This window comes from Candidatus Leptovillus gracilis (assembly GCA_016716065.1).
In the GTDB taxonomy this organism is placed as follows: domain Bacteria; phylum Chloroflexota; class Anaerolineae; order Promineifilales; family Promineifilaceae; genus Leptovillus; species Leptovillus gracilis.
Genome location: JADJXA010000002.1, coordinates 763,595 through 776,567 on the forward strand (window position 1 = coordinate 763,595; position 12,973 = coordinate 776,567).

General features: G+C 58.8%; 8 protein-coding genes and 1 pseudogene. 4 read left to right on the top strand and 5 right to left on the bottom strand.

Annotated features, from left to right (window positions below):
- Position 1: 1 nt before the first annotated feature.
- Entirely contained in the window at positions 2-1,216 is a 1,215-nt protein-coding gene (locus tag IPM39_07740) for a hypothetical protein (protein ID MBK8985961.1), read from the bottom strand.
- A gap of 84 nt (positions 1,217-1,300) precedes the next feature.
- On the bottom strand, positions 1,301-3,967 hold the full coding sequence (locus tag IPM39_07745; protein ID MBK8985962.1) for a dynamin family protein: 2,667 nt from the start codon (positions 3,965-3,967) through the stop codon (positions 1,301-1,303).
- Between the two features lie 498 nt (positions 3,968-4,465).
- Between IPM39_07745 and IPM39_07750 the strand changes: the two genes are divergently transcribed.
- Together IPM39_07750 and IPM39_07755 are read left to right on the top strand one after the other, a co-directional pair.
- A complete protein-coding gene (locus IPM39_07750) occupies positions 4,466-6,253 on the top strand; it encodes an alpha amylase C-terminal domain-containing protein (protein MBK8985963.1) in 1,788 nt (595 codons plus the stop codon).
- A gap of 159 nt (positions 6,254-6,412) precedes the next feature.
- On the top strand, positions 6,413-8,779 hold the full coding sequence (locus tag IPM39_07755) for an Hsp70 family protein (protein MBK8985964.1): 2,367 nt from the start codon (positions 6,413-6,415) through the stop codon (positions 8,777-8,779).
- A 33-nt stretch (positions 8,780-8,812) separates the two neighbouring features.
- Here the strand turns inward: IPM39_07755 and IPM39_07760 are convergent.
- From IPM39_07760 to IPM39_07770, 3 genes and pseudogenes are all read right to left on the bottom strand, one after another.
- A pseudogene (locus IPM39_07760) lies at positions 8,813-9,185 on the bottom strand (type II toxin-antitoxin system VapC family toxin).
- A complete protein-coding gene (locus IPM39_07765) occupies positions 9,182-9,391 on the bottom strand; it encodes an AbrB/MazE/SpoVT family DNA-binding domain-containing protein (protein ID MBK8985965.1) in 210 nt (69 codons plus the stop codon). Before IPM39_07765 ends, IPM39_07760 begins: the two are co-directional and overlap by 4 nt.
- 261 nt (positions 9,392-9,652) lie before the next feature.
- Positions 9,653-10,756 (bottom strand): DUF952 domain-containing protein, encoded by a 1,104-nt coding sequence (locus IPM39_07770; protein MBK8985966.1) that lies wholly within the window; start codon positions 10,754-10,756, stop codon positions 9,653-9,655.
- A 138-nt stretch (positions 10,757-10,894) separates the two neighbouring features.
- Between IPM39_07770 and IPM39_07775 the strand changes: the two genes are divergently transcribed.
- A complete protein-coding gene (locus IPM39_07775) occupies positions 10,895-11,998 on the top strand; it encodes an ATP-binding protein (GenBank protein ID MBK8985967.1) in 1,104 nt (367 codons plus the stop codon).
- Between the two features lie 164 nt (positions 11,999-12,162).
- Positions 12,163-12,942, top strand: coding sequence for a VWA domain-containing protein (locus IPM39_07780; protein ID MBK8985968.1), 780 nt, complete (start codon positions 12,163-12,165; stop codon positions 12,940-12,942).
- Positions 12,943-12,973: the final 31 nt, after the last annotated feature.

Genomic DNA, 12,973 nt, shown 5'->3' on the forward strand with positions numbered 1-12,973 from the left:
GTTAACCTTTGTCTTCCGGCGATAAAGTTCGATAAAACGGCAGCCGGAACTCGGTGCGGTCGGCGTTGAGTGTGACCGATTTGCGCTCGATTTCGTTGTTCATCTCTCGCGGCCAGGTCACGTCCACGTCATAGGTCAGGCCAGAATGGGCGCGCACAGGCAGTTCGCAGAGAAAATTGCCCTCGCGGTTGGTGGTCCCGGCTACGTAGCTCCTGATGCCCTTACAGGTGACACGTACTTGCAGCCCGTACAGGCCAGGGCCGTCTGGGTATTCCTGCACCACGACCCGCAGCTTGGTGGCGACCATTGGCTCTTTGCGGCCAAAGGAGCGGCGCACACTGTCCGAGAAGTCGGCGCTGCTGCCGGCCGGGCTGCGCGGCGTAACCACCCGTGATGGCGGGGTAGGCGCTGTTTGCGGAAGCTGGTCCTGACTGATACGAATGGAGGGCATCCGGGTGACGTTGTTGGGCAGGGCATCCGGGCGCAGGTCGTCTTCGGTGATGGTGAGGGGGGCGCTGCGGGTAACGGCCGTGCCCGGTGTTGGCTCCTCATTGCCCTCAATCCGCACGGTCTCCCGCGCTACTTCTGGGTAATTCACCGGGATGGGCGGCCGATAATAAGGCGGCAGCGGCGGGATTTCCCCGGTTGGCGGCATGGTGTCTAGCGTCGGCGTCCCGGCGGCTGTCGGATTATGCGCCAGTTGGCGGCCCAGCTTGTCCCGTTCCGTGGCGCTGCGCTGCACCTGTTGGCGCAGAAAATGGGCCGTCTGCTTCACCACCAGACCGGCTGGGCTGTAGGTGTCCGGTGGCGCGGCGGGATCGAGTTGGTGCAGCGGGTATTCGCTTTTCCAGGCGAACACGGCCGTCGCCAACGACAACCATTCGATTTCGGATTTTGGATTGCGGATTTCGGATTGGGACGTGGCAGCAGACAGGGCGCTGATTTCCGGGTTTTCGGCCAGATCGGTGGCCTTGAGCAGGTGGTGGAGGGAAAGGCGCACGGCCGTTTCCTGTTCCATCAGCCGGGTGAAATCGTGCAGAGTCGCATCATCCACCGCATTGGTCACCCGCAGCAGGGCTTTCGCCCGCGATTCGGTGAACGCGGCGTTTTCCGATTGGTCGGCAATCAGCCAGCCTCGCAGCCGCTGGGCAAACAGGGCCAGATGGTCGCGGTCTGGAATGGCCTGGATTAATTTAGTCGTTAAATCCGGCATCATATCTTCTCCTGATTTTTCTAACGCCGAGGCGCAGAGGCGCAGAGAAAAACCTCTACGTCCTCCGCGCGCTCTGCGGTAAAAATCTTAAATCGCCAGACTGGTTTCCAGCTTGTGCAAGCCTTCCCAGACGCGCATCAGCCCTTCCAGGTCAGAGACCGATTCCAGGTCAATTTCCATCGCCTGGCGCAGTTCGGCGCTTTGCAGGTTGCGGTCGTGCTGCTTCAGCATCGGCTTTACAAGCTGGTTGTTGAAGTCCCGCTCCGCTTTGGTGGCTTCCAGCCAGAACAGGCGGCGCAGGCGCGGCAGCAGTTCGTCGTCGCTGAACAGGTCTTCGATGATAGCGGCGAAGATGCGGTTCACCTTCACGGCCACGTTGTCCAACATGTCGGCGTAGCTGGTTTCCAGTTCGGCCGCCGGGATGGCCTTGCCCGCCGGTTCGTCACCCAGGAAGCTGATGTCGAAGTCAGGCTGCGAACCGGTCAGCGGTTCGTCCAGGATGTTGATGGCGAATTCTTCTTCGGCGGGTTGGGGGGTAACGGCCGTCTGGCTGTTCCCTACCGCCGCCGGAGCCGGTTGGCTGGCGGCCATCTGCTGGCGCACCACTTCCGGTCCCAACAGAGCCACGTCTAGCAGCCGTTCGTTGGTCGGCAGTGCCAATTCCCGTTCACCCTGATCCAGCCGGTCGTGGACCGAGCGGGTGGGCTTCATCAGTTCGTACATGGTGGCCTGGCGGCAGATGTGGCGGAAATTCGCCCCCACCTGGCCGATGATGGCCTCATACGCGCCGTTCAGGTCCAGCGCTTCGGCGGCGTTGGGGATGGCGTAGGTGTACGCCTGCCCGTAGCTGGCCCGCTCTAGCCGGCTGTAGATTTCATGCGCTTCCAACGTGCGCTGCAGCTCCGCGCCCATCACATCGGCCACTTCCGGCATGAACTTGGAGACGGAATCCTGCATGATCAGTTCCACCTGGTACAGGATGCGCTTAATCGGAATTTCGATGCCGCTGGTTCCCCAGATCAAGTTGTCGTAGGTCACGTCGCGGTCGTCCCAATATTCTGTGCCGTAACTTTCCAACAGGGTCTCCACCTCGCGCCGCACCGAATCGCTGACCATGCCTTTGACGCCCTCCAGGGTGGGGCGCAGCAGGTTGCGGAAGCGCGTGTCGTTGTTGGTGCGCATACTCAGTTCCAGCAAGGCGTTGTGGAAGGCGCGTGGCAGATCTTTTTGCTGGCGCAGCAGCACATTCTCGAAGCGGCGCTCTTGCAGTTGTTCCCAACTGTTGGCGAAGGGGGGCTGCACGCCGCGCGCCGCCAACTGCTTTTCGTAGTAGAAGCGCAGCGCTTGCAGGGCGTTGCGGATGCGGGTGGCTGCTTCACGTAGTTGGCCGCGCACGCGCTCTGTTTTGATGAAGTCTACCAATCGTTCACGCAGCAGGTCAACTTCGCTCAGTTTGAGCAGCGCGGCTTTGGTGTCTGGGTCAAGCGGATCGCTGCCGCTAACCGGGCCAAGCTGGTCTTTGAAGACCTTCAGAATGCGCTCGGTTTCGCTGGCGAATTCGGAAGGCGCGTGGTCGGGGTCTTGCACGTACAGCGCCGATGGAGCCATCACCAGGAAATAGGGGCGGTTTTGGCCGCGATCGCGGTATTTTTCCCAGTAGTTGGGGGCGATGTAGCGGGTGACTTCTTTCACTTCCAACTCGGCTTGGGGCAGGCCGGAGTTGAGGCGGTCGAACGCCTGGCGGATATTGCCGCCGTTGACAGCCAGGAAAATCTTGGACGCGGCTTCGTCTAAATCAGCGCCGCTGAGGCCGAAGAGACGATTTTCTTTGATCCAGTTGACGGCCGACAATGATTTCATTTCGTCCACGCGCTGGCGGCCGGCGTCTGTGACCAGCACGATCATGGCGTCTTCGCGCTTCATCTCTTCCAGGGTGATGGCTTCGTGCAGCTTCATGCCAGCGCCCAGACCGGGCACGTCTACGATGCGCAGATAGCCGTTCATGAGCAGGTTGGGCAAACCGGCCTGCGGATGAATCTTGAAGGTGGCGGATTTGACCAGACGGATTTGCCGCTGGGTGCTGCCTTTGAAGCCGTCTTCGCGCAGGTGGCGCAGGGAGTTTTCGTCTTCCAGGGCCAGGCTCATGGGGGCGGGAGCGCCGCCGTTTTGGTAGAGGTTTTTGTTATGGTCGTAGGAGTCCAGGCAGTCTACCAGGATGTCCAGGTATTCGTCGCGCTCGGTTTTGGCGTTGTCGCGGCCGGCTTCGACGACGCTTTTGATGGTTTCGCGGGCCTGGTCGCGTTCGCCTTCGTTGGTGATGTCGAAGGCGTCAATGTCGGCCAACTGGCAGAGACGGCGCACGCGCTCGGCAAATTCCTCTTTGCTCCAGTAGGTGAGGATGAGAGATTCGGCCTGACCTTCTTCGGCTTGTTCAATGTAGACAATGGTGCCGGTAACGGCCGTTACCGCCCCGGTCGGCAGCAAATTACGGCCCAGCAAGGCATTGATCAACGTGCTTTTGCCTACACCGGTGCCGCCAAAAAAGACCAGCGTGTAAGTCCGCTGGGCCAGGATTTTTTGCGCTTCGTCTATGCTGAACTGCGCTTGCGGCACGGCGCGAATCAGGTAATCGCGGGTTCCGTCTATGGTGCGCTGCAAATCCACCCAGGTGTCCACCTGGGGCGGGCTGACGTGGGGCAGGGTTCCCAGGGACGCGCGTAACTCTTCGTATTTATCTGTTTTTTTTGCACTCATGGTCTATTCCTTTTAATTAAGAGACGGGGAAGGGAGATTGGCAGGGATTGATCATCTCTCGTCCACCTCTGTTCAGTTGTAATGCGTTTTCTCCTGACGCCGTGGTCTTATTGTACAACACATCCCTTTATACGTGACCCTCAAAAAAAGGTTGCGCCACGCCATAAGTTGGACGGAACAGCGGGAAAAGGAGTCTTCCTCGAAGACTCGTCAGAATGACCAGGTTCTACCAAGCACTGATCGTTACAAAATTGAACGGAAATCATGATGCTTGACGCTTTGCGTCTATCACTCGTTAACACAAATTTAATACAAACAGGGTACACTGCCGCCTTTGTGGGTCGTTCTGGTGAACGGCCGTTTAACATAACACAAAAACGAAGGTGAAAAATGAGTAAGCAAACGCCTATCGCGCCGGGTTGGCGCGTTTTTCTGGACCGCGTACTTTATCACACGCGGCATACTTTTAATCCGGTGCAACCTTCTGACGTGGCGGGTATGGGCGTCACGCTGCATGGCGAAAAAACCACGTTTCGCGTTTGGGCGCCCCACGCCGATGGCGTGTTTGTGACCGGTTCCTTTAATAGTTGGTCACCCTGGCGCACGCCGTTAGCCAGCGAAGGGGATGGATTGTGGTCGGTGGCGGCCGACAAAACGGCCGTCCACGATACCTATAAATTCCTCATCCATCATGACGGCCAAACACACTTACGGGCCGATCCCTACGCTCGCGCCGTCAGTGGGCCGCATTTAAATGGCGTCGTCTTGCCGCCGGCTGCGCCGCCAGGGGAAAGCTTTGAACTGGCCACGCGCCACGAACTGGTGATATACGAGTTGCACGTCGGTACGTTCAATGTAGTTCAGCCACACGTGGTCGGGCAATTCCAGGGCGTCATGGAGAAGCTGCCCTACCTGGCTGAATTAGGCGTCAATGCCATTGAGATCATGCCGGTGGCTGAATTTGCCGGTGACTATTCCTGGGGGTATAACCCCGCTTTTCCCTTTGCCATCACCCATACCTACGGCGGGCGCGAGGCGTTGCAACAACTGGTCGCTGCCGCTCACGCCCAGGGCATTGGGGTGATTGTGGACGTGGTGTACAACCATTTTGGCCCACAAGACCTGAGCTTGTGGCAGTTCGATGGCTGGCATGAGGACGGGCAGGGCGGTATTTATTTCTACAATGATTGGCGCGCCAAAACGCCCTGGGCAGATACGCGACCCGATTACGGCCGTGCCGAAGTGCGCCAGTTTATCCGCGACAACGTGTTTATGTGGTTTGAAGAGTTTGGCGTGGATGGGCTGCGCTGGGACGCCACCAACTTCATCCGCAATGCCCACGGGCACGATGGCGACCCAGGCGGGGCTATCGCCGAAGGCTGGCAGCTCATGCAGGCCATCAACGCCGAGGTCCAGGAGAAGCTGCCGGGTAAGCTGCTCATCGCCGAGGATTTGCAGAACAACACGGCCGTTACCCTGCCAGCAGCCCTCGGTGGTCTGGGGTTTGCGGCGCAATGGGACGCCCAATTTGTCCACCCCATCCGCCAGGCAGTGATTACGCCGTTGGATGAAGCGCGAGAGGTAACGGCCGTAGCCGCGGCCATCAGCGCCCGCTACGGCGACGATCCCTGGTCGCGCATCCTTTACACTGAATCCCATGACGAAGTCGCCAACGGCAAAGCCCGCGTGCCGGAGGAAATCAGCAGTGGTCAGGCCGACAGCTTTTTCGCCCAAAAGCGTTCTACCCTCGGCGCGGTTCTACTATTCACCACGCCGGGTATCCCCATGATTTTTCAGGGGCAAGAATTTCTGGAAAGCGGCTGGTTTGATGACCACGTGCCGCTGGATTGGCGGAAGGCGCAAGACCACAACGGGATTTTACGCCTCTATCGTGAGTTGATTGGTCTGCGCCGTAACCTAAACGGCCAGACACAGGGCTTGCAAGGCGCACATGTAAACGTCTTCAACGTGAACAACACCGAAAAAATTATCGCCTACCACCGCTGGCTGAACGGCGGACCGGGCGATGATGTGATTGTGGTGGCGAACCTGTCGCATCGTGCGCTGGAAGGGTATACGATTGGCCTGCCGCGCGCCGGGCGTTGGAAGGTGCGCTTTAACAGCGATGATCAGGCTTACGGCCGTCATTTTACCGGCCACGACTGCCCGGACGTTATCGCTGCCCCGGCGCGTGATGCGGCGCGCGCGTTGGATGGGCTGCCCTGCCTGGGCAATGTCACCCTGGCGCCGTATTCTGCCCTGATTTTGTCGCAGGATAGGAAATAATACGCAGCCGATAAAAACGGTGGAGAGTCCCCGGCATTTTCAGAAATGGCGGGGACTTTTTGCTAAAACGGCCGTTTCCCCTTAAACTTCTCGTTCGCCCATTTACCAACCAACAAGCCAACGTACAAACCAACTGACAGACGAAAGGAGGCGTTTACCATGATTGTGGGAATGGACTTCGGCACGACCAATTCGGGCATGGCGGTCTACGACGGCCGTACCGTGCGTGTGCTGCCCCTGGACCCATCCAATACCAATCCGCGCGTGCTGCCAACGGCCGTCTACATCACCAACGAGCAGGCCGTTACCATTGGCCGGGCGGCGATAGATTTGTATTACCAGCACAACATCGGCCGGGCGGTAAAGCTGCGTAAAGTGTGGATCGGCGAACTGGAAGTGTTTGGCGGCGACATGTACTACGTCACCGATTCATATGCCTTTGTGGATGTGCTGTCGCCGGGCCGCCTGTTTCTCTCCGTTAAGACCAGCCTGCGCGACGAAAGCTATGCGGGCACGGTTGTCGGCCAGTTTTACTACTCGTTGGAAGAGTTGATCGCGTTGTATTTAACGGCCGTCAAAGTCCGCGCCGGGCAGCAGTTGGGGCAAGAACTACGCCAGATTGTGCTGGGGCGGCCAGTGCATTTCGCCCAAGACCCCGAACATGACCGTCTGGCGCAGGCCCGTCTGCTGCAAGCCGCCTTTCGCGCCGGCTACGAAAAAGTATACTTCCAGTACGAACCCATCGCCGCCGCCTACAGCTATGAAACCACCATCACCCAGCCGCAAAATGTGTTGATTTTCGACTTTGGCGGCGGCACGCTGGACATCACCGTCATGCGGCTGGGCGACCCGGCCAATCGCCGGGTGCTGGCGACCGGGGGCATCCCCGTGGCCGGTGACGTGTTCGACCAGAAGTTGGTACGCGCCAAGCTGCCGCGCCATTTTGGCGAAGGCAGCCTCTACGGCGACCGCCACAAATCCCTCACCACACCCAAATGGATTTATGATTCCTTCTCCGACTGGCAAAAGCTGTTGGAGCTGCAAACGGCCGAAAACCGCCATACGCTGGAAGACATCGCCCGCACGGCCCGCCGCCGCTACCAGATTGACATGCTCCTGAGCATGGTTTCCAGCAATTACGGCCTCAAGTTGTTCGACATTGTTGAGGAAGCCAAAAAGCAGCTTTCCCAACGGCGGGGCGCGGAGATTTTGCTGGACGGGCCAGGCTTCCACGTGCGCGATTTTGTTACCCGCGGCGAGTTTGAGGGCATCATCCGCGCCGAAATTCGGGCCATTGAGGAACATTTACAGGAGATAGTGGCCGCGTCTGGTTTGCAGCCCGGCCAGATAGATGCCGTCATTCGCACCGGCGGCTCGTCGGAAATCCCTGCCTTTCATGAGATGTTGGGGCGCCTGTTTGGCCCGGAAAAGGTGCAGGCGATAGATACCTTCAGCAGCGTCACCGCCGGCCTGGGGGTTATCGCCTACGGCATAGAGCGGGGCGAGATAGAGGCGCATGGCTATACGCCGGGCGAGTCGCCATCACCCACCGCCGCCCATCAGCCGCACGTCAGCCCCATCAACCTGGAATTGGTGCAGCGGCGCATTGTGATGGCCGAAGGAGCGGTGGAAGACGGGGGGGAAACGGCCGTTGTCCCCGATGCCGGGCCGCAGTTGGTGTTGTTGGGGCGGGATGGGGTGGTTTTAACGCAGCGGCGCATTGACGCAGAGGGGAGGGGGCCATTTGAATGGGGTGTAGACGGCCCGGTGGCGCAGGCGATGGTGGCCGACGTGGACGAGCCGCTGCTGCTCATCACCACCCATTACCGCTTTTTGCTGCTGACGCCGCGCCAATTGGCCGATGCGCAGCGCCTGGGCTTGAAGTTGGGCGACTTGCACAAGCTGGAGCGCGGTGAGCAGGTGTGCGCCCTGGCTTCTTGGGCGACCATTAGCCAACTGCCCAAGCTGCTGCTGGTGACGAGTTCGGGACTGGCACGGCCGTATCCCATCAACGTGCTGCAAGGCAACATTCAGGCCCCGGTCCCCTTTAAATTTGACCATGCGTTGGACGGGGTGGTGGTGGCCGCCTTGGGCGCGAGCGGTAAAGAAACGCTGGTGGTGGCTACCCGCGACGGCCGTGCCGTGCGCTGGCCGGTGGCCGATTTGCGCGGTTCTGGCACACAGGCCATCAACCTGGACAGCGACGACCGGGTGACGAGCGCTGTTTTGGCCCAGCCTGCTGATGAGCTGGTGGTGGTGCTGGCCGATGGTTACGGCCGTCGTTTGCGCGCCGAATGGCTGTTTGCACCGGAGCGGCCCAATCAGAAAGGGAAATCGCTGGTCTCCCGGCGGAGCGCGGTGGTGGGAACGGCCGTGTGGTCTTCGGAGCGCCGCTTGCAGGCCATCACCGCGGCGCGCTTCCTGCCGCTAGCCACGGACAAACTTCCCCTGGAAGATTCCACTAAGGCCCAACCCGTCGTCAAGTTGGCTAAAGATGAGCGGATTGCCGGTTTACTGGTGGAGTAGAGCGGTCGCAAAAAATCGAAAAATTATCAGTTGTTATGTTTTGGGGATATATTGCACGTTTGGTATGGTCGCAAAGTCCGCGTCTTGTGTCCATAAAACGGCGCCGTGGTGGCGGGCTGTAGCCAGGATCATACTGTCAGCTATGGGTATTTTGAACTGGTGAGAAAGCTTCGCGGCGTTGATCGCCAGAACGACATCCAACTCTACTACTTGGCCCTGCATCATGAAACTCACGGCCTGGAGAGCTTTGTCTTCACCTACTTGTTGCAAAACACGTTTGAACACTTCGTATAAGCTAACAGTAGGCACGAGTAATTCTGAGCCATTTTCAATACCGGGTGCAAAATTCGGCGTTTGGCGCGTCGGCGAAATACTCCAACCAACCAGAAGAATCTACAATGTTCACAGACGATCCTCTTCCCGATCGATAGTGGTATCAATGCCTTTTAGGAACCCGCGTGCCTTTTTAAGAGGCCAGACAGGAATAAGTTCGATCCGGTTTTGGTAAGGAATGACCTGAATCTTTTGACCCGGTTGAATATCCAGCGCTTCTCGAATGGCTTTGGGAATGACAACCTGGAATTTAGGGGAAACTGAAACTGTTTCGGTCATACGATTTCCTTATCGATAACAAAAACGTATTACGTCCGTAAATTGGGCATGGTTCATCGAGCAAAATATCATCTTTACAAATTTACGCGGCATTGTCATGCTGAGCGGAGTCTTCGGAGCGAAGCATCCCGCTCCCGCCAGAGGAGGGGGATGCTTCGGGGGACCTCAGCATGACGCGCTTTCTTGCCAAATTTGTAAAGCACATATCGCCTGGAATGAACCATGCCGTAAGTTGTAAAACGAAAGCTGAAATGTTGTAAGTTATAAGCTCAGGCACGCTTCGGCGGCCAGTTGGAAGAGATTCTGGCGTATGTCGGCGCGGGACTGCCAGCCGCGATTGTCCCACTCGTCGCCGGTCAGGTCGTCGCCGCCGTACAGAATCTGCCCGAAGAGGACGCCGCGCAGTTGGGCGACGGCGCAGAATGCGGCCGTTTCCATTTCTACAGTCAGACAGCCTGCGCGGTGCCGCCGGGCGACGATGGTTTTCGTTTCCCGGTATACGCCGTCTGTGGTCCAAGTCTTGCCCACGACGAAGGGGACGTGGTGGCGCGTGAGCGTGTTTTGGATGGCGGCCACGGCCGTTGCCGAAGCCACCGCCACGGCCGTTCCCGGTAAATAGTGGTACGATGTGCCCTCATCGCGCACAGCCGTATCCGGCACCACCACGTGGCCTAAAGCCAGCGTGCCGTCCAGTACGCCCGCGCCGCCGCAGGCGATAAACTTGCGGCAGCCCAGGGCGATAATTTCTTCCATAAAACCGGCCGCCATCGCCGAGCCTAGACCCGGATGCATCACCGCCAGGCGACGGCCGTCCACCTCCATCTCGTACACCGGGTTCGGCCCGATTTCGGAATAGAGCGTGTGGATGGGGCGCAAACGGCCGTCTTCCCGCAGCGCCGTAATCACGTCCTGAAAAAAGCAAAACACGCAATGTTCGGCAATGTCTATTGGGTTTAGCACCCGTTCCGGCTGAATCATCGCTTGCGGCGACGGGTCAAATTCCAGGATAGGCGCGGCTGCCAGCGCCACCAGAGGCGGCAGAGCAAAACGGCCGTCTGCGCCCGGCGGAAAATCGGCCACGCCGAGCAGCGCTTCCGGGTTGATTGGCCCGTAAATGTGCGGGAACTTCGTTCCGCTTTCGTAACAATCCTCGTAGACCACGCTGGCGTCCAGCCGGTCTTCATCCAGGCAGAGCAAAACCAGGCCGGATTGGCCGTGAAACAGGTTATTGGCGACGCCAAGCACTTGTTCCGGCGTGGAGCAGTGAATGAAGCCTTCGGCAGACAGACTGGGGGGAGAATAGGTGGCGGGGGAAACGGCCGTTTCCCATTCCATTCGTGTGGTAATGTGTAAAATCAGTTTCATGCTCAAATTATGAAGCGAACCCCGCAATCCTACAAATCTTTTCAACCCCGGTTGCCCGACATCGCCCATGAAGTATAATCACCGGTTGGTAAGACTTGATCAACCACTCATTACTGTACACTGATTACGGAGATTCCTATGCCTCGCCGAGCAGTTTTTCCTTTTACCGCCATCGTTGGGCAAGAACGCATGAAACGCGCCCTGATTTTGAATGCCGTCAGCCCGCAGATTGGCGGTGTATTGATTCGCGGCGAACGCGGCACGGCCAAATCCACCGCCGCCCGCGCCCTGGCCTATCTGCTGCCGGACATTACGGCCGTAGCCGACTGCCGCTTTGGCTGCAACCCCGAACGGCCCAACGAATGGTGCGACGACTGCCGCGTGCGCCACGCCGACGGCCAGCTAGAAACCATCACCCGCCGCACTCCTTTTGTGGATTTGCCTGTCAGCGCCACCGAAGACCGCGTCGTGGGCACGCTGGATATTGAGAAAGCGATCCAAAAAGGGGAAAAACATTTCGAGCCGGGCGTTCTCGCTTCGGCCAATCGCGGGCTGTTATACGTGGATGAGGTGAATTTGCTGGATGATCATGTCGTGGATTTGCTGCTGGACTCGGCGGCGATGGGCGTGAACGTGGTGGAGCGCGAAGGCATCAGCTTTACCCATCCGGCTAAGTTTATCCTGGTGGGCACGATGAACCCGGAAGAAGGGGATTTACGGCCGCAGCTGCTGGACCGGTTTGCCTTTTCCGTGCATATGTCCGGCCTGAACGACCCGGAACAGCGGGTGGCGATTATGGAACGGCGCATCGCTTTTGAAGTGGATCCCGATGGCTTTTACGACAAGTGGATGGAAAAAGAGCGGCAGTTGTCGGAGAAAATTGCGCGGGCCAAGAAACAGGTGAACAAGGTCTTGTACACCCGCCGCGACATGCTGTCTATCGCCGGGCTGACTTCTTCGCTGAAGGTGGACGGTCATCGCGCCGACCTGGTGATTTTGCGTGGGGCGCAGGCCCATGCAGCTCTTCAGGGGCGCACGCAAATTAGTGACGAAGATATTGTGCTGGCGGCTGAATTGGCGCTGCCGCATCGCATTAAGGGACGGCCGTTCCAGGAAACTGCCATGAGCGCCGCCGAACTTGAACAACGTCTGGAAGACGTGCAGACCGACCTGGGCATGGCCGAAGAGGGGGAACCCAGCGAAGAACAAAACGAAACGGCCGTCGAAAAAAAAAAGCCTTAGATTCTGAATCGGAACTGGATGATGGGGCCGACGTCGCCCAAACAGAAGCCGGCCCCCAGACTGTCCCCAAATCCGCTCAGGAGGGTGAGTGGTGGGAGGGCGGCCAAAAAATCAAGTCCAAAACTGAATTTACCGCTCGCCGGCTGGACACCCAGTTAGACCGCCTGACGCGCAGCCAGGCCGGCCGCCGCTCTGTCACCAAGACTGAACGTAAACGCGGCCGTTACATTCAATCCCGCCTACCGCAAAAAGACCGCGTGACCGACCTGGCCTTCGACGCCACCCTGCGCGCCGCCGCGCCCCATCAGCGTGAACGCGAGCGCGACGACGTAGCCCTGGCTTTGGAAAAACAAGACCTGCGCGAAAAAGTGCGCGTCCGTCGTTCCGCCAACCTCATCCTCTTCGTCGTGGATGCCAGTTGGAGCATGGCGGTGGCCGAACGCATGGAGGCCACCAAAGGGGCCATCATGTCCTTGCTAACAGACGCCTACCAGCGGCGTGACCGGGTGGGGCTGATCGTCTTCAACAAAAACGAGGCGCATCTGGTGCTGCCGCCAACCAATTCGGTGCAGTTGGCCCGACAGGCATTGGCCGACATCGCCGTCGGCGGCAAAACGCCGCTGTCGGCCGGGCTGCTGCTGGCCTATGAGGTGTTCCGCAAGGAATCTTACACCCACCCGGATGTGATGCCGTTGATGATTCTGCTGACCGATGGCGCGGGCAACGTGAGTCTATCGGACTTGCCGCCGCAGGAGGAAGCGCACCGCATTGCCACGCTGATCCGCGACACCAAGATTCGCTCGATGGTGATAAACATGGAACACGCCGCTTTCGACCAGGGATTGGCGCGGCTGCTGGCGCAGAAGCTAGACGGCCCCTGCCACGCGCTGGAAGATTTGCGCGCCGATACGTTGTATCAGGCAGTGTTAGAGGGGTTGGACTGAGGATTTCGGATGTCGGATGTTAGATTTCGGA

Coding starts and splice junctions, on each gene's coding strand:
- IPM39_07740 (MBK8985961.1), bottom strand. CDS start 1,216: ATGATGCCGGATTTAACGACTAAATTAATCCAGGCCATTCCAGACCGC.
- IPM39_07745 (MBK8985962.1), bottom strand. CDS start 3,967: ATGAGTGCAAAAAAAACAGATAAATACGAAGAGTTACGCGCGTCCCTG.
- IPM39_07750 (MBK8985963.1), top strand. CDS start 4,466: ATGGGCGTCACGCTGCATGGCGAAAAAACCACGTTTCGCGTTTGGGCG.
- IPM39_07755 (MBK8985964.1), top strand. CDS start 6,413: ATGATTGTGGGAATGGACTTCGGCACGACCAATTCGGGCATGGCGGTC.
- IPM39_07765 (MBK8985965.1), bottom strand. CDS start 9,391: ATGACCGAAACAGTTTCAGTTTCCCCTAAATTCCAGGTTGTCATTCCC.
- IPM39_07770 (MBK8985966.1), bottom strand. CDS start 10,756: ATGAAACTGATTTTACACATTACCACACGAATGGAATGGGAAACGGCC.
- IPM39_07775 (MBK8985967.1), top strand. CDS start 10,895: ATGCCTCGCCGAGCAGTTTTTCCTTTTACCGCCATCGTTGGGCAAGAA.